Origin of the sequence: Shimia sp. R9_3 (assembly GCF_017743755.1) — a bacterium.
Lineage (GTDB): Bacteria > Pseudomonadota > Alphaproteobacteria > Rhodobacterales > Rhodobacteraceae > Shimia.
Genome location: NZ_JAGHRP010000012.1, coordinates 27,396 through 49,648 on the forward strand (window position 1 = coordinate 27,396; position 22,253 = coordinate 49,648).

General features: G+C 60.6%; 23 protein-coding genes. 6 read left to right on the forward strand and 17 right to left on the reverse strand.

What is annotated here, in order from left to right; translation table 11 throughout:
- Positions 1-15: 15 nt before the first annotated feature.
- Positions 16-1,551, forward strand: coding sequence for a Ppx/GppA family phosphatase (locus tag J7412_RS20165; RefSeq protein ID WP_209081076.1), 1,536 nt, complete (start codon positions 16-18; stop codon positions 1,549-1,551).
- A 44-nt stretch (positions 1,552-1,595) separates the two neighbouring features.
- Here J7412_RS20165 and J7412_RS20170 read toward each other — a convergent pair whose 3' ends face one another.
- The 7 genes from J7412_RS20170 to J7412_RS20200 form a co-directional block, all read right to left on the reverse strand.
- On the reverse strand, positions 1,596-1,988 hold the full coding sequence (locus tag J7412_RS20170) for a hypothetical protein (RefSeq protein WP_209081084.1): 393 nt from the start codon (positions 1,986-1,988) through the stop codon (positions 1,596-1,598).
- Positions 1,989-2,013: 25 nt separating this feature from the next.
- On the reverse strand, positions 2,014-3,039 hold the full coding sequence (locus J7412_RS20175) for an endonuclease/exonuclease/phosphatase family protein (protein WP_209081086.1): 1,026 nt from the start codon (positions 3,037-3,039) through the stop codon (positions 2,014-2,016).
- Complete coding sequence (locus J7412_RS20180) at positions 3,039-3,716, reverse strand: molecular chaperone DjiA (RefSeq protein WP_209063862.1); 678 nt, start codon at positions 3,714-3,716, stop codon at positions 3,039-3,041. The genes J7412_RS20175 and J7412_RS20180 overlap by 1 nt, the downstream gene beginning before the upstream one ends.
- A 42-nt stretch (positions 3,717-3,758) precedes the next feature.
- Positions 3,759-4,238 carry a GNAT family N-acetyltransferase gene (locus tag J7412_RS20185; RefSeq protein ID WP_209081088.1) on the reverse strand — a complete coding sequence of 160 codons (480 nt, stop codon included), beginning with the start codon at positions 4,236-4,238 and terminating at the stop codon, positions 3,759-3,761.
- The gene (locus J7412_RS20190; protein WP_209081090.1) at positions 4,235-4,843 is read right to left on the reverse strand and encodes a VOC family protein; all 609 of its coding nucleotides are present in this window, start codon (positions 4,841-4,843) and stop codon (positions 4,235-4,237) included. Before J7412_RS20190 ends, J7412_RS20185 begins: the two co-directional genes overlap by 4 nt.
- Before the next feature lie 199 nt (positions 4,844-5,042).
- Entirely contained in the window at positions 5,043-7,178 is a 2,136-nt protein-coding gene (gene scpA / locus J7412_RS20195; RefSeq protein WP_209063869.1) for a methylmalonyl-CoA mutase, read from the reverse strand.
- Positions 7,179-7,195: 17 nt separating this feature from the next.
- Positions 7,196-8,152, reverse strand: a complete 957-nt coding sequence (locus tag J7412_RS20200; RefSeq protein ID WP_209063871.1) for a hypothetical protein — start codon at positions 8,150-8,152, stop codon at positions 7,196-7,198.
- Positions 8,153-8,263: 111 nt separating this feature from the next.
- Here J7412_RS20200 and J7412_RS20205 point away from each other — a divergent pair, with 111 nt between their 5' ends.
- Positions 8,264-8,737: a DUF4174 domain-containing protein gene (locus J7412_RS20205; RefSeq protein ID WP_209081098.1), complete on the forward strand. Its 474-nt coding sequence runs from the start codon at positions 8,264-8,266 to the stop codon at positions 8,735-8,737.
- A gap of 43 nt (positions 8,738-8,780) precedes the next feature.
- Here the strand turns inward: J7412_RS20205 and J7412_RS20210 are convergent, their stop codons facing one another.
- The 3 genes from J7412_RS20210 to J7412_RS20220 form a co-directional block, all read right to left on the reverse strand.
- Positions 8,781-9,695, reverse strand: a complete 915-nt coding sequence (locus tag J7412_RS20210; protein ID WP_209081100.1) for an aldo/keto reductase — start codon at positions 9,693-9,695, stop codon at positions 8,781-8,783.
- A gap of 73 nt (positions 9,696-9,768) precedes the next feature.
- A complete protein-coding gene (locus J7412_RS20215; RefSeq protein WP_209081108.1) occupies positions 9,769-11,796 on the reverse strand; it encodes an acetyl/propionyl/methylcrotonyl-CoA carboxylase subunit alpha in 2,028 nt (675 codons plus the stop codon).
- Positions 11,797-11,968: 172 nt separating this feature from the next.
- Positions 11,969-12,172 (reverse strand): hypothetical protein, encoded by a 204-nt coding sequence (locus J7412_RS20220; protein WP_209081110.1) that lies wholly within the window; start codon positions 12,170-12,172, stop codon positions 11,969-11,971.
- A 644-nt stretch (positions 12,173-12,816) separates the two neighbouring features.
- Here J7412_RS20220 and J7412_RS20225 point away from each other — a divergent pair.
- Positions 12,817-13,965, forward strand: coding sequence for a DcaP family trimeric outer membrane transporter (locus J7412_RS20225; RefSeq protein ID WP_209081112.1), 1,149 nt, complete (start codon positions 12,817-12,819; stop codon positions 13,963-13,965).
- Positions 13,966-14,051: 86 nt separating this feature from the next.
- Here J7412_RS20225 and J7412_RS20230 read toward each other — a convergent pair whose 3' ends face one another.
- From J7412_RS20230 to J7412_RS20260, 7 genes are all read right to left on the reverse strand, one after another.
- On the reverse strand, positions 14,052-14,405 hold the full coding sequence (locus J7412_RS20230) for a hypothetical protein (RefSeq protein WP_209081114.1): 354 nt from the start codon (positions 14,403-14,405) through the stop codon (positions 14,052-14,054).
- A 108-nt stretch (positions 14,406-14,513) separates the two neighbouring features.
- Positions 14,514-14,660, reverse strand: coding sequence for a hypothetical protein (locus J7412_RS20235; RefSeq protein WP_209063885.1), 147 nt, complete (start codon positions 14,658-14,660; stop codon positions 14,514-14,516).
- A 202-nt stretch (positions 14,661-14,862) separates the two neighbouring features.
- A complete protein-coding gene (locus J7412_RS20240; RefSeq protein WP_209081116.1) occupies positions 14,863-15,357 on the reverse strand; it encodes a DUF6497 family protein in 495 nt (164 codons plus the stop codon).
- Positions 15,354-15,707, reverse strand: coding sequence for a hypothetical protein (locus tag J7412_RS20245; RefSeq protein ID WP_209063890.1), 354 nt, complete (start codon positions 15,705-15,707; stop codon positions 15,354-15,356). The genes J7412_RS20240 and J7412_RS20245 overlap by 4 nt, the downstream gene beginning before the upstream one ends.
- The gene (locus J7412_RS20250) at positions 15,704-16,105 is read right to left on the reverse strand and encodes a cupin domain-containing protein (protein ID WP_209081118.1); all 402 of its coding nucleotides are present in this window, start codon (positions 16,103-16,105) and stop codon (positions 15,704-15,706) included. The genes J7412_RS20245 and J7412_RS20250 overlap by 4 nt, the downstream gene beginning before the upstream one ends.
- Positions 16,106-16,216: 111 nt before the next feature.
- Positions 16,217-16,642, reverse strand: coding sequence for a hypothetical protein (locus tag J7412_RS20255; protein WP_209063895.1), 426 nt, complete (start codon positions 16,640-16,642; stop codon positions 16,217-16,219).
- A 48-nt stretch (positions 16,643-16,690) separates the two neighbouring features.
- A complete protein-coding gene (locus J7412_RS20260; protein WP_209081120.1) occupies positions 16,691-18,223 on the reverse strand; it encodes an acyl-CoA carboxylase subunit beta in 1,533 nt (510 codons plus the stop codon).
- A gap of 249 nt (positions 18,224-18,472) precedes the next feature.
- Between J7412_RS20260 and J7412_RS20265 the strand changes: the two genes are divergently transcribed.
- The 3 genes from J7412_RS20265 (at position 18,473) to J7412_RS20275 (ending at position 22,175) form a co-directional block, all read left to right on the forward strand.
- Positions 18,473-19,687 carry a multidrug effflux MFS transporter gene (locus J7412_RS20265; protein ID WP_209063898.1) on the forward strand — a complete coding sequence of 405 codons (1,215 nt, stop codon included), beginning with the start codon at positions 18,473-18,475 and terminating at the stop codon, positions 19,685-19,687.
- A gap of 132 nt (positions 19,688-19,819) precedes the next feature.
- Entirely contained in the window at positions 19,820-21,220 is a 1,401-nt protein-coding gene (locus J7412_RS20270; protein ID WP_209081122.1) for a helix-turn-helix transcriptional regulator, read from the forward strand.
- A gap of 280 nt (positions 21,221-21,500) precedes the next feature.
- Positions 21,501-22,175: an outer membrane beta-barrel protein gene (locus J7412_RS20275; protein WP_209081124.1), complete on the forward strand. Its 675-nt coding sequence runs from the start codon at positions 21,501-21,503 to the stop codon at positions 22,173-22,175.
- Positions 22,176-22,253 lie beyond the last annotated feature (78 nt).

The following is a 22,253-nucleotide window of genomic DNA, read 5'->3' on the forward strand; positions in this document are numbered from 1 at the left end:
CCGGACCAGACGCCTATGCCCAATGACCCGAAACAGGATCACAGCCTGTTTGAACGCCCCATCTTTGAAGATCCCGAAGCCCGAGCCCTGTCTCGCGTTGGCGTGGTGGATGTGGGATCCAACTCCGTCCGACTGGTGGTCTTTGACGGGGCCGCCCGCAGCCCGGCCTATTTTTACAACGAAAAAATCATGTGTGCCTTGGGCGCTGGCATTGCCGAGACCGGCAGGCTGAACCCCAAAGGGCGCGAGCGTGCGCTCTCGGCCATCGCCCGCTTTGCCCAGATTGCGCGCACCATGCGGGTCTCTGGCCTCACAGCCGTGGCCACAGCCGCCGTGCGCGAAGCCAGCGACGGACAGGCCTTCTGTGCCGAGGTGCTGGAGCAGACCGGCGTGATGATTCACGTGATCGACGGCGCAGAAGAGGCCCGCCTCTCCGCGCAAGGTGTGCTCACCGGCTGGCCCGGCGCTTACGGACTGATCTGTGACATTGGCGGCGCTTCGATGGAGCTTGCGGAAATCAACGACGGTCAGGTGGGCCGCCGCGTGACCTCCCCGCTTGGCCCGCTCAAGCTGCGCGATGTCAAAGGCGGCAAAAAGGGCCGCCGCGCTTTCATCAACGACACGCTCGACCAGCTCTACAACCAGATGGGCAACCAGCGAAACCGCCTGTTCCTCGTGGGTGGCAGCTGGCGGGCCATCGCCCGCATCGACATGGAGCGGCAGAACTACCCGCTCAAAGTGCTGCACGAATACCGTATGACCGCCACTTCGGTGCGCGAAACCGCCAAATATATCCAATCTCAGGACCCGGACGAGCTGCGCGCGCGCTGCGGCATTTCCAGCTCCCGTATGGACCTGGTCCCACTGGCCATCGAAGTGCTCAAAGGCGTGCTGCGCCGCTTTAAGCCGCATGACATCGCCATCAGCTCCTACGGCATCCGCGAAGGCGTGCTCTATGAGCAGATGCCCGAGCGTATCCGCCAGCGCGATCCGCTGATTGAGGCCTGCCGCTTCATGGAAGTCAAAGACGCCCGCATCCCCGGCTTTGGCAAAGCGCTCTACCGCTTCATCCAGCCGCTGTTCAACGCGGCCAAGCCGGAACAGCACCGCCTGATCAAAGCCGCCTGTCTGCTGCATGACGTCAGCTGGCGCGCCCATCCCGACTACCGCGCTGAAACCGTGTTTGACAGCACCACCCGCGCAAACCTCGGCGGGTTGAAACACAGCGAACGAGTGTTCCTCGGCCTTTCCCTGCTGCACCGCTACCGCAACAAGGCTGAAGGCACCCGCTTTGAAGAGCTTGCCCGCCTGCTGAGTGACAAACAGCGCCATCAGGCCGAAGTCATCGGCAAATCCATGCGATTTGGCGCGATGCTCTGGCAAAGCGACAGCGAGAATATGGGCAGCCTGAAATACTACCCAAAGAAGGCAGAGCTGCACCTGCGTCTGCCCACCAGCACCGGCGCGCTGTATGGCGAGGTTGCAGAATCCCGTTTCAACGCGCTTTGCAACACGCTGGGGGCCGCCCCAACCGTGAAAGTGCGCGACTGATCAGATCGCGTTTATGCCCATGGGTGCGCGCCAGGCGTGCGCACTCACAGCTCTATCGCGCCATCCTCACTGCTTTCGCCCACATCACCCTCGTCTTCCGGCGTGATGACCTCGGGCACCTTCTTGCGCAGAATGATGTCCCCATTGGGCAACATCTCCGGCGCATGATACTGGCTCCAGTCCTGCACCTGCGAAAACACCTCCCCCAGCTTGGGACCCATCTCCAGCATAAAGGCCTGAATGCTCGGCCCTGCGTCTTCCATGAAAGATTGCAACCCTTCCAGCGCGGGTGCCATTTCTTCCTGCAAGCCTTTGAAAAACAACAGCGCGCCCTCTTCCATCAGGCTGCGCCCCTCGGCTTCTTCCTCAGCCCAGCCCGCGCTTCCCGAAAGGCTCACAGCCACGCATAGGCTCGCAGCCAAAAATCTCTGTTTCATGGTCTTCCTTCCTGCGCCGCCCCGCTCAGAGATCGATGTCCAGCACCACGGGAAAGTGGTCTGACGCCGCCAGCAAAGCCTCGCGCAGCGGGGCATTCTGCCAACAAGCATGATCTTCAAACGGATGCCAAATGCGCCATTTTGGCCGCGCATTGCGCAGCCCTTCCGAAATCATCACGTAATCCAGCAAGGCCGACAAATAGCGCCCCTGCCGCTCAATATGAAACCGCGCCGTGCTGGCCTGTGCCGCCAACGGGTGGCGCAGCGCATCCTGCGCATGCGGGTCAAACATACGCGCGCCATCCTCCGGCCCAATCAGGATCTCCACCGAGGAATAACCAAACAGATGTTCAAACTCATCAAGCCCCGGCCCGTCGTTCAAATCGCCGAGCAGGATCACATCATCGCCCGCTGCCAGATCCTCTTCGATCCGCCGCCTGAGCCAGATCGCCTGCGCCAACTGCTTGCGCCGGTTGGCAATGGAGATGCGCATGACCTCATCCTCCCCGCGCGCGCCATGGGGAGCCTTGGATTTCAGATGCGCCCCGATCATGCGGAAGGTGCGGCCCTTGGCCGTGGTCACGTCGAGCTCCAGCGGCGGCTTTGAAAACCGCACCAGATCCTCCCGCGCATCCACATCCAGATCAATCCGCATGGCCCCGTCAAACCGAGGCGCGCCCACCGCGCCCTCCGGTCCGGCTTCCGCCCCGCGCGGGTCATGCATCGGCACCAGAGCCGCCGGATCAAACAGTAAGGCGATTTCCTGCTGTGTGGTGTTGGCAAAGCCCATGATCGCCTTGCGCGCGCGCAACTGAAACTGTCCGGCAAAGTGCTCCAGCGCCGCAACGGTGTCTCTCCGCCTCCCCTGATCGGGCGCTTCCACCACCATCACCGCATCCGCATCCATCTCGGTGAACACACGCCCCAGCGCCTCAATCTGCGCCGCCCGGCTCACGCCTTGCCGCCCGGATGCCTCGTCATCGCGCAAAAGACTGTTGTCCTCATCAAAGAGGCTCGAAAACCACTCCACATTGTATGTGGCGATGCGCATCACGCGGCCTCGTTGATCTGATCCCAGGCTCTGTTGATATCAATCATACGTTTTTCAGCGATTTTCACCGCTTCTTCAGGCACGCCCCGCGCAATCATGCTGTCCGGATGGGTGTCGCGCACAAGTTGTCGCCAGGCCTTTCTAATATCCTCTATTGGCGTCTCCGGGTCCACCCCCAACACGCTATAAGGATCAGGCTCCGCATCCGGCACATAGCGCGCCCGCAAAGCTTTGAAGCAATGGTCATCCATGCCGAGGATTTCCGCAACGCGGCTGAGGAAGATATCCTCATTGGGGTGATACTCCCCATCGGCCACGGCGATATGGAACAGCCCTTCCATCAAATCTCCGGGCCGCCCGCGCACCGCACCAAACATGCCTTTGATGCGATGGGCATATTCCTCAAACCCCGCCACGTCCTGACGCGCCATGTTAAAAACCTTGGCCGCCTTGGCCTCATCTTTGGGGGCAATCTGAAAGACTTCGCGAAAGGCGGTCACCTCATCACGAGTCACCAAACCGTCGGCTTTGGCCATCTTCGCCCCCAGCGCAATCACCGCAATAGTGAAAGCCACAGAGCGCTCCGGCGGCGCGCGCAACTGTTCAAAAACCTCCGCGAGGGATTCCCCCTGGCTGAGGGCGGACAAAGCTTGGCTGATGCGGGACCAAATAGACATATTCCTAACCTATCCTCTCTGCCGTCAAATGCCAGTGCTGCATCACAGCATTTTTTGCAGCAAGACCAGATCCATCCAGCGATCAAACTTGCGCCCCACCTCAGGAAGCCGTCCAACCTCCTGAAATCCCATGATTTTGTGAAATGCGATGCCTGCGGCGTTTTCACTCCCCACACCGGCCACCATCACATGATGCCCGGCCACTTTTGCTGCATCCTCAAGCTGCTCCAGCAAAGTGCGCCCAAGGCCCTGCCCGCGCGCCGAAGGTGTTAGATAGACAGTATGCTCCACCGTGCGCGCATAGCCCGGCCCACCGCGAAACGCGCCATAGGTGGCAAAGCCCACAATCTGCCCTGCCCGCTCCGCCACAAAGAACGCTGCCGCCTCGGCCTCAATCGCCGCGCGCACCTGCCTTGAAGTCTTCTCAACCGTGGTGAAGGTGCTCACACCCTCGCGGATCTCGGCATTCCAAATCGCCGCCACCGCCTCGGCATCTAACGCGTCGGCTCTGCGCAGCGTCATCGCAGCACCCGCGTGCCATGCGGTGTCTCAAAGGTTGCGCGCAACTCGGAAGGCCCGTCCACAAACACCACACGCGCGTCCTGCAAGCCCACCATCTCCGCAAGCGCTGTCGCCTCCGGATTCGCCACTTCCAGACGTGTCAGCGCCACGCCGGAGGCGGGCAAAAGCTCCGCCGGTGTCACCGTCACATCCCACTGAATGAGCGCGGGAAAGCGGTTGTCAAACGGCAGCACGCCACTATCCGGCACCGCCATCCGCCATTTCAGATCCCCGCGCGACAGGGCAATCGGCTTGCCCGCATCCACGCCCAGACGCGCCAACTCGCCGTCCAGATCATCACTGCGGCAAATCCAGTTCCCCAGACGCGGCCCGCCTTCTAGACGGTCCAGATCAAACCACCGCGGATAGGGCAGCGCCTCTGCAGCCGGATTGGCGGCAATCGCTTCCAGATAGAGCCCATCCGCCAGACCAATCAGTTGATTGTGCGTGCCAAAATGCGCGTGCTCGCCACCCGGCCCCATTTTGATGCCCAGCGCCTCTTCCACATGCGCCACCGCTTCTGCCAGCGTTTCTGCGGCCACGGCCAAATGATCCAATCTCAGCATCACACCCTCCTGCTTTGGCGCCACCAAAGCCCAAAGCGCGCGCCACCACAACGCAAAAAGAGGCGCGAAACCGCGCCCCTTCCTCTTGCCCGAAATCTCCCGGGGCACGGGGGCTGGCCCCCGTTTAAATCTGCGTACGGGGGCTGCCCCCCGTCTAAACCTGCGCGCGGGGGCTGCCCCCCGCACCGCCAAGCCCCGCTTACTTACGGGCGTCGCGGATCAGCTCCAGAATGTTCTGCGCCGCTTCCGGAATGTTGGTGCCCGGACCAAAGATCGCTTTCACACCGGCATTCTGCAGGAACTCATAATCCTGCTGCGGAATAACGCCACCGCAGATCACGATGATGTCCTCCGCGTCTTTCTCCTTCAGCGCTTCGATCAGCTGCGGCGCCAAAGTCTTGTGGCCTGCTGCCTGCGAGGAAATCCCAACCACATGCACGTCGTTGTCCACCGCGTCCTGCGCCGCTTCCGCCGGCGTCTGGAACAATGGGCCCACATCCACGTCAAAGCCGATGTCGGCAAAGGCGGTCGCAATCACTTTTGCACCACGGTCATGGCCATCCTGCCCCATCTTCACCACCAGCAGACGCGGACGGCGGCCCTCTTCTTCGGCAAAATCCTCGATGGATTTCTGAATGGCCGCAAAGCCTTCATCGCCCTCATAGGCCGCGCCGTAGACACCGGCGAGCGTCTTCACTTCAGCGCGGTGACGGCCGAATTCCTTCTCCATTGCCATGCTGATCTCTCCTACCGAGGCGCGGGCACGCGCGGCTTCCACTGCTGCGGCCAAGAGGTTGCCGCCTTCCTTCGCCACTTTTGTCAGGTTCTCAAGTGCGGCGTCACAAGCGGCGCTGTCACGCTCTGCCCGGATGCGCTCCAGACGGGCGATCTGGCTTTCGCGCACCGCAACGTTGTCCACATCGAGAATGTCGATCGGGTCTTCCTGCTCCTTGCGGTATTTGTTGACCCCAACGATCACCTCGTCGCCCTTGTCGATCATCGCCTGACGGGTCGCAGCGCTTTCCTCGATGCGCAGCTTCGGCATACCGCTGGCCACCGCCTTGGTCATGCCGCCCATCTCCTCGACCTCTTCGATCAGCGCCCAGGCCTTCTCGATCAGCTCATTGGTCAGGCTCTCGATGTAGTAAGAACCCGCCAGCGGATCGACCACATTGGTCACGCCGGTCTCTTCCTGCAGCACCAGCTGGGTGTTGCGCGCAATGCGTGCGGAGAAATCGGTCGGCAGCGCGATGGCTTCATCCAGCGCGTTGGTGTGCAGCGACTGGGTGCCGCCCAGAACCGCGCTCATCGCCTCATAGGCGGTGCGGATCACGTTGTTGTAAGGATCCTGCTCCTGCAGGCTCACACCAGAGGTCTGGCAATGGGTCCGCAGCATCTTGGAGCGTTCGGATTTCGCACCAAACTCGGTCATGATCTTGTGCCAGATCGTGCGTGCCGCACGCAGCTTGGCGATCTCCATGAAGAAGTTCATGCCAATCGCAAAGAAGAAGCTCAGGCGGCCTGCGAATTTGTCCACATCCATGCCCGCATCCATCGCCGCGCGCACATATTCGCGCCCGTCCGCCAGCGTGTAGGCCAGCTCCTGCACGAGGTTCGCACCCGCTTCCTGCATGTGGTAGCCGGAAATCGAAATGCTGTTGAACTTCGGCATCTCGTTGGAGGTGTATTCGATGATGTCAGAGATGATCCGCATGCTTGGCTCAGGCGGATAGATATAGGTGTTGCGCACCATGAACTCTTTCAGAATGTCGTTCTGAATGGTGCCCGCCAGCAGGCTCTTGTCATGGCCCTGCTCTTCACCGGCCACAATGAAGTTCGCAAGGATCGGAATAACAGCGCCGTTCATGGTCATCGACACAGAGACCTTGTCCAGCGGAATGCCGTCAAACAGGATCTTCATGTCCTCAACGGAATCAATCGCCACACCGGCCTTACCCACGTCACCCACCACGCGCTCATGGTCGCTGTCATAGCCGCGGTGTGTCGCCAGATCAAAAGCCACAGACACACCCTGCTGACCAGCGGCGAGGTTACGGCGGTAAAAGGCGTTGGATTCTTCTGCCGTGGAGAAGCCCGCATATTGGCGGATGGTCCAGGGGCGGCCGGCATACATGGTCGCCTTGGGGCCGCGTGTGAATGGTCCAAAGCCCGGTAGGCTGCCCATATGCGGCAGATCCTGCGTGTCTTCTTCCGTGTAGAGCGGTTTGACATCAATGCCTTCGAGCGTTTTCCACGTCAAATCCTCAAGCGGTTTTCCACGCAGCTCTTTTTCCGCCAGTTCGGCCCATTTCTTGGTGTCTGTCATCGACGTCATCCTCGTCTTCGTTTTTGCTAGCCAAAGCGGCTGGCACTGCCAGCCCTCTCCGGTGCGCTGTCTTCAATCAGATACGCCAGTCCATCCGCCCCGGCGCGCAGCCAGGCCAGATCTTCGACGTAAATTTCTCTCAAAATATCAACCTTGAAGGCATCAAACGGATGCCAGCGCCCCATCCCATTGGGCAGTGCGTCAGGTGACTCCCCGCGGTCCCGCAGGATCTCTCTCAGTTCAGGCAGTTTCGGCACCTGAGCCAGACCGTTCAGGCGGAAGTTGGTCGGCGCCTCAAAACGTCCGCTGACCGCATATCCCAGCACGACCTCAGGCCGTGCGCCCAAACGCTCATAGGGGATCACCAGAATTTCAGCATCCGGCGCGGCGCAGGCCAGATCCAGCACCACTTTGCGCCAACTGCGCGGCTGTGTGACCAGTCGCTCCAGCTTTGCCTCATCCGGCAGGTCCCGCCCCCAGCGCAACCCGTGCGCCAAAGCCCCTCCCCAATAGTCTTCAAGCGCGCGAATGCCGATGATCACGCGCTTCACACGTCCGCCAAAAGCATGCACAACCCGCGCCACCCGCTCCCCCGCCGCAGGGTAGAGCCGCTCTGCGGCGAGGTTGTTTTCCATGCTGCCCAGCATGTCCGGCTCAAGCACCATCAGATCCTTGACCTTGTCACGCTCAAGCATGGCAGACCGCAATTGCACCCGCCCGGCCCCACGTGCACGGCGTCGTTCCACGCCATGCAGACCGGATCGCAGAGTGACCCCGTCAAACAGGCCCTTGCGGGTGTGTTCTGTAGTCCAGACCGCCAAACCACGGGCCTGAAGCGACCGGCGGTTGCGATTGAGATAGCTTGCGAGTGTGGAAACCCCAGAGAGATGGGCCCCGACATGTAGGATGACGTCCATGGCTGCGCGCACCTTGCTAAAGGCCATACCCGCAGGGGCGGCCGGATATACAGAGACCGCCATCATGCACAGACACCCATGGATATCTTGCTAATCGACTGTAAAATTTGACCCATTTTACGGTTAGGGATCGTATTGTGGGTCAGCACGCTTATATTGGGCGCAGCAGGAGAGAGAATGACACACCGCTTAGCCCTTGTTCTAATTGCCTTTCTGTCAGCCACCGGCGTTGCGGCACAGGCCACCGAAGCCCCAACCGCCCCCGGCGCAGAAAACACCGAAAATGCACCACAACTTGTGCGCTCAGGCCTTGATGCAAAGCTCGAGGATTTCCGCTGGGTGAATCGGCTGATCGTCGTATTTGCCGACACCGAGCGCGATCCGCGCTTCATCCAGCAGATGGAGCTCATCAATGCGCGCCCTGAAGCTTTGCTTGAGCGCGACGTGATTGTCTTCACCGACACCGATCCGGCGGCCAAATCCCCACTGCGCCAGAAACTGCGCCCGCGCGGCTTCATGATGGCCTTTGTCGGCAAGGACGGCATTGTGTATTTCCGCAAACCGCTGCCGTGGTCGGTGCGCGAAATCTCTGCCAGCATCGACAAAAACCCGCTGCGCCAGCAGGAAATCCGCGACCGTCGCCAGCCGTGAACGTGCGCCTCTGCGCGCGGCGTGATATGCCCGGCGGCCGGTCTCACGGCATCGCTTTCCCGCGTGCGGCGACCAGCACATCATACCAGTCCTGACGGCTCAGACGCACGTCAAACACCTTGGCGCTGTCTTTGATCCGCGCCACATTCTGGGTGCCGATCAGCGCGATAAGATTGCTCGGATGCGCCAGAACCCAGGCCAGCGCCGCATGGTCCACGCCCACGGATTCGCGTATGGCAATCCCCTCCAGCACAGTCAGCACGCGGGCCTCCTGCGTGCCCGCTTCCGGCTGATGCGCCGCCGTCAAACGGCCTCCGCCAAGCGGCGACCAAGCCATCACCGCAAGGTTCAGCTCTTGCGCAATATCCAGTGTGCCGTCTTCCAGCGGATCAATCGCCAGCGGTGAAAACTCCGGCTGGCTCGCGACCAGCGGAAAATCCAGCTTGCTCTGCAGCGCCCGGATCTGTGTGTGGGTGAAATTGCTCACCCCCGCTTCCCGGATTTTGCCCGCCTGGCGCAGCTTCGTCAGCGCGTCCGCCACCTCCTCAAACGAGGCCAGCAGGTCCGGACGATGGATCAGGAAAACGTCGATGGTGTCGGTGCCAAGCCGCGCGAGTGAGCCTTCACAGCTCGCAATCAGGTTGGACGCGCGGCTGTCGTAAGGCACAGGCGGGTGAATGCCCGCTTTGGTCACCAGCACCGTGCGTGCGCGCAGATCTTTTTCCGCGCGGTAGACAGCACCAAGCACCTCTTCTGCAGCGCCAAAGCCTTCGGCGCCAAATCCATAAATCGCCGCCGTGTCCACAAGGTTGGCGCCAATCTCCAGCGCCGCGTGCACCTTCTGCGCCGCCTCTGCCGCTGTAGACCCTGCAAACCGCCAGCACCCATAGGCCAGCCGCCCGGTGTCAAACGGGCCAATTTGGGTCGTCTTTGCAATCTGCAATGCGTCTCCGGTCATGGCGGGCTCCTATGGTTTCGGCGGTGAGAGCCCGCCCGACATCCAAGCCGGACGAGCCATTGTCTGGATCAGATCATTCGAATTCGATGATCACATCATCCACCGCAAGGCTGTCGCCCGCAGCTGCGTTGATCTTGCTGACCACGGCCTTCTTCTCGGCCCGCAGGATGTTTTCCATCTTCATGGCTTCCACCGTGCACAGCGCCTGACCTTCCTGCACTTCGTCACCCACTTCCACGTCGACATTCACGATCAGACCCGGCATTGGGCACAAGAGCATCTTGGAGGTGTCCGGCGGCAGCTTCTCCGGCATCAGCTTGGCCAGCTCGGCCTGACGCGGCGTGCGCACATGCACCTTCAGATCCGCGCCACGGGTCCGCAGACGGAACCCACCGGAGATCTTGCCAACCTTCAGCACCAGACGGCCATCCACATCGACCTCTGCCAGCTGGTCACCCGGTGTCCAGTCAGAGGCCACACGCAGCTTGCTGCCATCCTCAAACTTGACGGTGGAGCCTTCCTTGTCGGCCTTCACCTTCACGGCAAAATCATGCCCCTGCAGAGAGACAACCCACTTCTTGCCCACACGGCGCTCGTGGTTGTCCATGCGGCCCGACACACGGGTGCGACGGATCTCTGCCACGCGATACATCGCCGCCGCAGCCGCCGCCACGCGCTTGAGCTGCGCCTCTGGCAGCTCCACGCCGTCAAAGCCTTCCGGATACTGCTCTTCAATGAAGGCTGTGGTCATATCGCCTTTGATGAAGATCGGGTGATCCATCACCGCGCTCAGGAACGGCAGGTTGTGGCCAATGCCTTCGACTTCAAAGCTGTCCAGCGCCACACGCATCGCCTCAATCGCCGCGTCGCGGGTCGGGGCCCATGTGCAGAGCTTGGCGATCATCGGGTCATAATACATGCTGATCTCGCCGCCTTCATAGACGCCAGTATCATTGCGCACGACCTCATCCCCAGCATCCCCAGGTTGGGTGCCCGGGGTATAGGCTTTGGTCTCCGCCGGTGGGCGGTAGCGGGTCAGACGGCCAATGGACGGCAGGAAGTTGCGATAGGGATCTTCTGCATAAAGGCGGTTCTCAATCGCCCAGCCCTGCAGTTTCACATCTTCTTGCGTGATGGTCAGCGGCTCACCATTGGCGACACGGATCATCTGTTCCACAAGGTCCACACCGGTGATCAGCTCGGTCACAGGGTGTTCCACCTGCAAACGGGTGTTCATCTCAAGGAAGTAGAAGTTCTTGTCGCCATCCACGATGAATTCCACGGTCCCGGCAGAGGCATAGCCCACCGCCTTGGCCAGCGCGACAGATTGCTCGCCCATCGCCTTACGGGTGGCTTCATCAAGGAATGGGCTTGGCGCCTCTTCCACAACCTTCTGGTTCCGGCGCTGGATCGAGCATTCGCGCTCGCCCAGATACACACCGTTGCCATGCGCATCACACAGCACCTGAATTTCAATGTGACGCGGCTGGGTCACGAACTTCTCGATGAAGATACGGTCATCACCAAAGCTGTTGGCCGCCTCGTTCTTGGACGATTGGAACCCCTCGCGCGCTTCCTCATCGTTCCACGCGATCCGCATGCCTTTGCCGCCGCCACCAGCGGAGGCTTTGATCATCACTGGATAGCCGATCTCGTTGGAGATCTTCACGGCCTCATCCGCATCCTCGATCAGGCCCATATAGCCCGGCACGGTGGACACATTGGCGTCTTGGGCGATCTTTTTGGAGGTAATCTTGTCCCCCATCGCCTCGATTGCCCCTTTAGGGGGGCCGATGAAGGCCACGCCAGCCGCTTCCAGCGCCTCGGCAAATTTCGCGTTTTCCGACAGGAAGCCATAGCCAGGATGCACCGCCTGCACGCCGGTCTTTTTGATGGCGTCCATGACCTTGTCGATCACGATGTAGGATTGGTTGGCGGGCGGCGGGCCAATATGCACCGCTTCATCCGCCATCTGCACATGCAGCGCCTGCTTGTCGGCGTCAGAGTAAATCGCCACCGTCTTGATGCCCATCTTGCGGGCAGATTTGATCACACGGCAGGCAATCTCGCCCCGGTTGGCAATCAGGATCTTGTCGAACATCGTCTCGTCCTTTTGGTCTTGTCAGGCCGCTTGCGCGGTCTGGTTTGGCAACAAAAAAGCCACCCGCCCGCGCAAACGGGTGGATGGCTTCGTTTTCGGGTTCGGCTGACGGGCAGCCGAATATCTCAGAACTGATGCCGGGGCTGCGACAGCTGCCGCCGCCCGCGCTTCATCAGCACTTGTTGGAGAATTCTTTACAATAAACGACGTTGGCTGCGCTGCCGATGACCGCGCCAGCGGCGAGGCTGCCGCCCACGACCGCAGAGGCCGCAGTGCCTGCGCCCGCGCCGATGAGCGCCTGTTCGCCAAGGGTGTCGCCACAGGCGCCAAGCGCGGTGAGCGCACAGACGCCGAGAATTGCTGCTTTGATACGCATTGCTGAGTTTCCGATACCTGTGAGGGTCTTATGCCCTCTGCGTTTCTGCCTGCATCCGTCTGCCCGCTGCGCAGCTCTTTGACAGCCTGCGGTCCCGCGTTTTTCTGGCCTGCCTCTGACGAGGTCTGAACCGAAAAAACGGGTGATTCTGAAGGGACACGACAGAACCACCCGGAAGGGGAAGGGTAACGGAATACACTGTTACAGGAACCCGCCAGAACGGCGCATCCCACGGAAATCATGATGACACCAAATTTTGGGAACCAAAGCGCATTCTGCCCCGACGTGCCACCGTAGGCCGCATCCTGCTCAATCCGCTCACCCCAAGGCAACTTCCCGCCGACCGTATTTGGCAGGCACTGCGAGGACTGGCGATCAACTGCCTTCACAAACACGCGAAAATTAGGAACCATTTGGTACACAAGTGCAGTTTCAAGAGGGCGGCGATCACAAAGGGCCAACAATAGCGTGGTCTGCATTTTCAATACCTTACCCTTACGTAAGGACCCTGCAGAGCACATCTTCACAAAACTGTCACAAAGCACTGAATTTTTGCTCACGCTGGCTCGCGGCGACGTCATTTCGACAATTCGCAAACCCGTGAAACGCATGGGGTGTTGCACGTCATTGAAAGGACCAGCCACATGAGCAAACCCAGACATAAACTCTTGACTGTCGCGGCATTGACCATAGGGACGACCGGCACTCTCGCGCAGGCCCAGGATCAAGGCACGCAGTCCGAGCTTGACGCGCTGCGCGCCCGCGTCGAGGCGCTTGAGGCCGGCAGCGAACCGGCCAGCACCGGCGGCGGCGACTTCAGCATTGGCGGCACCAGCGTCGACATCTACGGCTACCTTAAAGCCGACTTCTACTATGACACCGACTTCCGGCAGGGCGACACGGCCTTCCCGAATGCCATCGGGGAGCCAGCCAACGCCACCGACGGTAGCTTTGGCGCCACCGCGCGGCAATCCCGTCTCGGCTTCCGCACCAACACTGACACCGGCATCGGTAATGTCTCTGGCCGCCTTGAGCTGGACTTGTTCGGCTCCGGTGGCACCGCAGAGCTGCGCCTGCGCCACGCTAGCGTTCAGTTGGGCGACAACTGGCTGATCGGTCAGGACTGGACCAACTTCATGCCGCTGAGCCAATACCCCACCACGGTGGAATTCAACGGCCCCGTCGGCATCGCCTTCGCCCGTGTGCCGCAGATCCGCTACACCCACAGCTGGGACGCCCTGACCTTCAGCGCCTCCATCGAGGAAAACAACACCACCTCTGATGACCCGACCTTCACCTCGGCCCTGTCTTATGACACCGACCTCTTCAGCGCCCGCGTGGCAGGCCTTGCTGGCACCGTGCGCACCGGTGGACAGGACATCGACCAGAGCGGCTTCACCCTCTCCGGCGCGGTACGTCCCTGGGCGGGCGGTCTCTTCCAGGCCACCTATGTTGACGGCGAAGCCCTCGGCCCGCTGCTCATCGGTGCAGGCAACGCGGCTGTCGGCGGGCAGGCCAATGACGTCTCCGGCTACACGCTGGAATTCCGTCAGGACATTGGCGAGCGCTGGAACGTGGGCATCGCCTACGGCCGCGAGGATTACGACCTCGCCACATCCACAGGCACCCTCGCCTTTGACGAGCTGGAAACCATCCACCTCAACGCCTTTTACAAGGTGACGGATGATCTGACCTTCAGCGCGGAATACTTCATCGGGGAACGCAACGATGTGGCCACCGGGCGCACATTTGACTCCGACCGTATCCAGCTGGCTGTGCAGCTGAACTTCTAAAGCGAAGCCATGGCCCTGCCCGCCAACAGCGGCAGGTGGGGCCATACCCATTGGGGGCAACGTGATATGTGCGCCCGGCTGGTGCATCAGTAGTCGTCTTCAAACGCGTCCGGGAAAGAGGCCCGTGCCACGGCCTCATCAATCACCAAAAGCGCGTCATAGCTCTCCGGATCAAACGGATCGTCCACCGCGATCACCTCGCGCCCGAAAAGCCAGCTCAGACGCCCGGCATCCAGATTGCCGCGCTCAAAGGGCTGATCTCCGAAATGCTCCCAAAGCGCGGCCATAAAGGCCGTGTCCGCGCGCCGGTCAGCCGGTTTGCGATCCTTGAAACGCTCTCTGCGGGTGATCGGAGTCACGCCACGTGGATTTGCGCGCCGGATGGTGAATTGAAAATCTGAACCCGGAAGACGCCCGGGGAAGCCGCGATGCTTGATCATGCCAGCGCTCCCTTCTGCTGAGGGAGCGGTATCCGCATCACCTGTTGTGTGGTGCAAGCAGGCCGCGCGGCCTGCTCACGAGTCGTGCGAATCGAAAGGCTGTGCGCCTTACTTGTATTTGCCAGTGTAGGCTGGCTCGGTTGAGATCGGCTCTGGATCAACCACAACGAACTCTTCAATCGGTTCGTCTTGGCCGCAGGCCGCCACGAGGGCCACAAGGCCAATCGCGAGGAATGACTTGATGCTCTTGGACATCTGTTTCTCCACTTATCGTTTTCAGTATGGACAGGGCGTGTGCACCCTGCCTGCCTCACTGCCGCGTTGTTGCGACATGCGCGGAGATTATGGGATTGCGTTGTAAAAAGATAGGGATAGCAGTCGGCGTTCATGCGATGTGGCCACTTTGCCGCAACGTCGCGCTGTGCCGTAAAATCCGCAACAATATCTAGTAGCGCCATCAGAAGCCCTCCCAGATACAGATGCCGTCTTGCACGCTGAAAGCTTCAAAATATTGCTGGGCGAGATGGGTCATCACGCCGAATTCTGTTTCTCTGTCCGCCATGGATATGATCACCTGATCGACTTTTTCTTCGGAAACCGCCAGATACGGCACCGCGACGCCATTGCACAGGTGAAAGAAGTCCCCTTCGATCTCCGCAAAGGTCACCCCCTGCTGCATCACAGGCATGACATAGCGAAACCGCGCGACACGGCTGGTGTCCGCACGGGTCTCAAACAGCACTTCATGTAGGGAAACAACGTTGCCGGAGGGCACAGCTGGAGCCTCCTCCAAAACTCCAGCTGTGGCCGCTGCACCCAAAAGGGGCCCTCCAAATGCGGCAAAAACAACGTGAGTCGCAGGCTTACACAGTTTTTTAACAAAAGCTCCAAAAAATACGCTCAACGCGGAACTTTTTTTCACAATCCAAGGATTTGGGTGGAAATCAGTCATGCCGCCACCCTTTTGTGTTGCGCGTGGCGCAGCCAACGCGCGCGGCGCTTGGGGCAGTTCAGCACCTCAGAAATCTCGGCTTCCAGCTTTTCGCGCGCCACCGCACCAGCCACTGCACCACCAGCCTTGACCTGCAGCATGCCATCCACACGCGTCACCTGCACCACCGGCGCAAAGCCGCGCAGATCCTGCAGCGCCCGCCACATGTCCTGACGCACCTGCTGGGCAATCCGCAGCCGACCGGCATCCGGCAGCGTGGTCTGCACCGCCAGATCCCAGCGCACAGGCACACGCCGCGCAACCGTCAGCCGGTCGCCCTCGCGCAGAATATGCCAGCGCGCCTTGCTCATGCGGGCGCCTCCTCATCAGAGGTGTCAAAGTCTGCTGGGCTGATGATCTCGATCAGCTCAATATCATCGCTATGACGCACTTCGCGATGCTTGATGCCCGGCGGCTGCAGCACGCAGGAGCCTTCGCGCAGCACATGCTCGCCCTGCCCCTCATACTCAAACACCACCCAGCCTTTGGTCACATAAACCATCTGGAAATCCAGCTCATGGCTGTGCCAAGCCCCCGGGCTCTCCATCCCCGGCACCGCCCGAATGACATGCGCGCCAAACTCGCCTTGGGTGCCGTCCTTGATTCCGAGATCCCGATACTCAAAAAACGCCCGCAGCCCCTGCCCGACGAACTTTCCGTCATCGGCATGGGAAATGGTGAAAGCTTGGTTTTTGAAGAGCTCAGTCATGATCAAACCGTCCCTTCGCAGGAACGGACACATTGTGCCCGCCCCCAAAGAGCGCGCGCGCACTCCATTGCCGAGGCCTGCCCAACACTGGGGAGATATGCGCGCGCACTATCAGCCATCAAAGAACCTGAAACCACGGCAGGTATCTGTCGAAAAGCCGCCATACAGTTCGCCGCCAGCATCGCGCCAATCCATGTACAAGATGACCCGGTTGTATTTTGCGTCAGAGAATTGCTCACGTACTTTGCCTTGTGTGGCTTTGCACATCGCAACCATCTGCTTTTTCACAACGCTTCGCTTGCCCGGCACCGGCCCAGTCATCGCCGCAGCCACCAAAGGTTGCGCCGCTCGACGGGTTTGGGTGCTGGCACCGTCATCACGCGAACGCGTGGTGACGATGGCGCTCTCCTCAATGGTGACGACACAGCCTTTGGTGCCACCGCCAAGATCAAACGCCTGCACGCCCCGGCAGGATTGGCTCTGCGCCGCAACCGGCAATGAAAGCAATGCGCAAGAAGCAAAGATAAGCGATCTCATATTCAACTTTTCCCTGTATGGATTTTCAATGAATCCACTTCTAGCGCATTACAACGGAATGTTGTCGTGCTTTTTCCAAGGATTTTTCTGCTGCTTATTGCGCAGGCTCGCGAAGGCCCGGCTCACGCGTTTGCGTGTGCTCTGCGGCATGATCACCTCGTCAATAAAGCCACGCTCTGCGGCCACAAACGGGGTCGCAAACCGGTCTTCATAATCCTTGGTGTGCGCCGCGATCTTCTCCGGATCGTTCAGATCCGCACGATGGATGATCTCGGTGGCGCCTTTCGCGCCCATCACCGCGATTTCCGCCGTGGGCCAGGCATAGTTGAAATCGCCGCGCAGGTGCTTGGAGGACATCACGTCATAGGCACCGCCATAGGCCTTACGGGTGATCACAGTCACCTTCGGCACGGTCGCTTCACCATAAGCAAACAGCAGCTTTGCACCGTGTTTGATCACGCCGCCATATTCCTGTGTGGTGCCCGGCAGGAAGCCCGGCACGTCCACCAGCGTCAGGATCGGAATTTCAAAGCAGTCACAGAAGCGCACAAACCGTGCCGCCTTGCGGGAGCTGTCGATGTCTAGACAGCCCGCCAGCACCATCGGCTGGTTCGCCACCACGCCCACGGTCTGACCTTCCAGACGCATGAAACCCGTGATGATGTTCTTGGCGTAGTCTTCCTGAATCTCGTAGAAATCGCCTTCGTCCGCCACCTTATGGATCAGCTCTTTCATGTCATAAGGCGTGTTCGGATTGTCCGGGATCAGCGTATCAAGGCTTTTCTCGATCCGACCCGGCTCGTCAAAGAACGGGCGCACAGGCGGCTTTTCGCGGTTGTTGAGCGGCAGGAAGTCGACCAGACGGCGCACTTCGGCGAGCGCTTCCACGTCGTTTTCAAACGCGCCATCCGCAACAGAGGATTTCTTAGTGTGGGTGCTTGCGCCCCCCAGCTCTTCTGCGGTCACAACCTCATTGGTCACGGTTTTTACCACGTCCGGGCCGGTCACAAACATATAAGAGGTGTCTTTGACCATAAAGATGAAGTCGGTCATCGCAGGCGAGTACACCGCGCCACCGGCACAGGGGCCCATGATCACGCTGATCTGCGGCACCACACCGGAGGCCATCACATTGCGCTGGAACACCTCGGCATAGCCCGCCAGAGAGTCCACCCCCTCCTGAATACGCGCCCCGCCGGAATCGTTCAGACCAATGATCGGCGCACCGTTCTGCACCGCCATGTCCTGAATTTTGCAGATCTTCTGCGCGTGGGTTTCAGACAGCGAGCCGCCAAACACCGTGAAGTCCTGAGAAAAGACATAGACCATACGGCCGTTAATAGTCCCCCAGCCGGTGATCACACCGTCGCCTGCGGGTTTGTCTTTCTCCATGCCGAACTCGGTGCAGCGATGGGTTTTGAACATGTCAAACTCTTCAAAGCTGTCTTCATCCAGCAGAAGCTCGATCCGTTCCCGCGCGGTCAGCTTGCCTTTGGCGTGCTGACTGTCGATCCGGCGCTGACCGCCGCCAAGGCGTGCAACCTCACGACGCTCTTCCAATTGCTGCAAAATATCTTTCATGGCAGTCCCTCATGATCTCTCTTGCGCACCACCCCGACTGCTTGGCTTTTGCCGCCAGACCACCGGAAAACACAGGCGCACACCTCGGTTGAACGATACCATAAGAAGGACATCCCCGCGGCAAAAGCTTTATTCGGCAAATTTGCAAACCAGATGAAACCCAGCAGGTGCGAATTGCAAACCCGCAAATCCTTCACATCTGAAATTTCTTCATGGACATTGAAAGGGTGCCCCCCTACCTCTTAGCCCATGAACAGCCAGACCCGCGGCACTTTTCTGGACCGCACCACGCCACCAAACATCATCACCTTGATCCTGCTGGCAGGTGTCTCTGCGCTGTGCATGAACATTTTCCTGCCAAGCCTGCCCTCCATGGCGACCTACTACGGCACGGATTATGCGGTGATGCAGCTTTCCATCGCGGTCTATCTCGCGGTGAACGGCGTGCTGCAGATTGTGGTCGGGCCGATATCTGACAAATTTGGCCGCCGCCCGGTGATACTCTGTGGCATGGTGATCTTTCTGCTGGCCACTTTGGGCTGCATCTTTGCCCCCAATGCTGCCACCTTCCTGACCTTCCGCATGCTTCAGGCTGCGGTGGTTGTCGCCATGGTCCTGACCCGCGCCGTGGTGCGCGATATGGTCTCCACGGATGAGGCGGCCTCCATGATCGGCTATGTCACCATGGGCATGACCGTGGTGCCCATGCTTGGCCCCGCCCTTGGCGGCGTGCTGGATGCGGCCTTTGGCTGGCAGGCCAGCTTCTGGATGCTCTTTCTTGTGGGGCTGGCGATCTTCTGGCTGGCCTACCGCGATCTCGGTGAAACCAAATCCGCCAGCGGTCTCAGCCTCGGGGAACAGGTCCGCCAATATCCCGAGCTGCTGACCAGCCCGCGTTTCTGGGGCTACTCGCTGGCCAATGGCTTCACCTCCGGCGCCTTCTTTGCCTACCTTGGCGGCGCGCCTTATGTGGCCACAGAACTTTTTGGCATGACTTCCTCACAAATGGGCATATATTTCGGCGCGCCCGCAGTGGGCTATTTCATCGGCAACTTTCTGGCAGGCCGCTACTCTGCGCGCATCGGCGTGAACCGCATGGTTATGGCGGGCTGCCTGATCTGCGGCCTTGGCATCGCCACCTCACTGTCGATCTTCTACATGGGCTATGGCTCCGCCGAGGTGTTCTTTGGCTTCATGAGCTTTGTGGGCATCGGCAACGGCCTTGCCATCCCCAACGCCACCGCAGGCGCCCTGTCGGTACGCCCGCAGCTGGCAGGCACCGCCTCCGGCCTCACCGGTGCAATCATGATTGGCGGCGGCGCTGCGCTTTCGGCGCTGGCAGGCACATTGCTGACACCGGAAACCGGCGCCTTCCCGCTGCTCTGGCTGATGGTGGCCACCGCAGGCTGCGCTGTCCTGGCCATCGCCCTTGTGATGCTGCGCGAAAAGCAACTGCGCCTCTGAGCGCGCGCCACACCTCTGCGCGTCAAACCTGCACCGCCCCATCGTCGCACCCTGCAAAATCCCGCTGGCGCAGCGCGGTTTGCAAAGCTATCTTTGCAGCTATGCAAACCGGAGGACCACGGGAGGACCACTGTGCCAACGCAAAAGCTATACGCAGGCGCAAAGCTACGCGAAATCCGCACGCGGCTGACGCTCACACAAAAGGACTTCGCCCAGAAACTCGGCGTCTCCCTGCCCTATTTGAACCAGATGGAAAACAACAACCGCCCGGTCTCCACCACGGTTGTGCTCGCGCTCGCACAAGAATTCGGGCTGGACGTGACAGAGCTCAGCACCGGAGACAGCGAGCGCCTTGTCTCTGACATGCGCGAAGCGCTGGCGGATCCGGTCCTTGCCGAAACCTCCGCTCCGCTGGCAGATCTGCGCCTCGCCGCCTCAAATGCGCCCGCACTGGCTCGCGCCTTTCTGGAGCTGCACCGCGCTTACCGGCAGACCCACGAACGCCTCGCCTCTCTGGACGAAGCGCTCGGACGTCAGGACGTGCAGATGCAGTCGAGCCCCTGGGATGAGGTTCGCGACTTCTTCCACTACTGTGACAACTACATCGACGCAGTAGACCACGCCGCCGAGCGTTTTGCCCAACAAGCGGTCGAACACGGCGGCGTCCGCGCCGCCGCCCTTGCCGCGCTGCGGGAGGCTGGCATCGCCGTGTCCTTCACCGATGTCGACCACCTGCGCGCCTTTGACGCCGACACCCAGCGTCTGCAGATCTCACGCTACGCCCAGCCTGAAACCCAGACCTTCCAGCTTCTGTTGCAGGTCGCCCTGCTCCAGCACGGCACATTGCTTGAAGCCACGCTGGATTTCGCCCGCTTCCAAAGCGACGCCGCCCGCTCCATCGCCAAGATCGGCCTTGCCAACTATTTCGCTGGCGCAGCCCTCATGCCCTACGGCACCTTCCTTGAGGCTGCCCGCGACACCCGCCACGATCTGGAACTGCTGGCCAACCGCTTTGGCGCTTCCATCGAACAGATCGCCCACCGGCTCTCCACCCTGCAGCGCCCTGGCAACAAGGGCATCCCCTTCTTCTTTGTGCGCGTGGATCAGGCCGGCACCATCACCAAGCGCCACTCCGCAACACGCTTGCAATTTGCCCGCTTCGGCGGCGCCTGCCCGCTCTGGAACGTCCACCGCGCCTTTGAGACCCCCGGCCACTTCCTGCGCCAGCTGGCCGAAACCCCAGACGGCGTCCGCTATATTTCCCTTGCGCGGGATGTCTCCAAATCCGGCGGCCACTTCGGCGCGCCCGTGCGCCGCTACGCCATCGCGCTTGGGTGCGAGATCCGCCACGCCGACGCCCTAGTCTATGCCGACCATATGGAGCTCGACAACCCGCAGGCCTTTGAGCCGATCGGCATCTCCTGTCGGATTTGTGAACGCACACACTGCCATCAGCGCTCTGTGCCGCCGCTGGAGCGCCGCCTGACGATTGACGAGAACCGCCGCGATGTGCTCCCCTACGACGTGGGCTGACCCAAGGCACAGCCCAAACCCGCCGCATCGCTCACCAAAGCGTGAGCCATGTTGCACCCCAAGGGGGCGACCCAGCCCGCTGTGAGCCACACGCGCCGCGTGCGCACCACACAACCCTCTGAAATGGTTGCATTTCCCAAAACTCGCGCCCTGTTTGAAAATTGTTCAATGGCGCGGTCACACATTTTCTTTTGAGCTTGTGAAATGACAGTTGCCCCCGCGCTGTGCAGCTTGGCCCCACGACACAACAACACGATTAGCAAGACAAAGGGCCAGTCTCATGTTCACCCGCTCTCTCCTCGGCGCAGCGCTGCTCGCCTCCACAACCCTCGCAGCTCCAGCCTTCGCCAACGATTGGTATGTGCAGGGCTCCCTCGGCTACTCCTTCGCGGATGACGCCAACCACTCCGGCATCATCGGCGGCGGCACCCAGAACGTGCGCTCCGATCTTGATGATGATCTGGCAGTCGGCATCTCAGTGGGCCGCGGCATCACCAGCTTTGGCAACGGCCTTTCCCTGCGCGGCGAAGTCGAACTCTCCTACCGCTCCAACGATGTCACCGCCGTAGACTTCAGCGGCAACGGCGCCGGTGCAGAAGCCAACCCCGCTGGCGACATCTCCGCAACCTACCTGCTCGGCAACCTGATCGTTGACGTGGAAACCAGCTCCAAATTCACCCCGTACTTCGGTGCCGGTGTGGGTGTTGGCTTCTTTGATCAGGACATCTCTTACGGCAACGGCGTGACCATCCGCGGCGACGACGAAGTCTTCACCGCCCAGCTGATCGCAGGCACCTCCTATGACATCAACGATCAGGTCGCTCTGTTTGGTGATGTGCGCTACACCCGCGGCTTTGACGTCACAGGCACCCGCACCTCCCCGGGTGGCACCGCCAGCGTGTCTGACGACCTGTCCAACACCTCCGTGAACCTGGGTGTGCGCTTCAAGTTCTAAGGCAAGCACCTTGTTCACAGTGTTTCATGAAATGCGCCCTAATATGTCATGAAACACGGATACGCTCCGCCCGAGTCC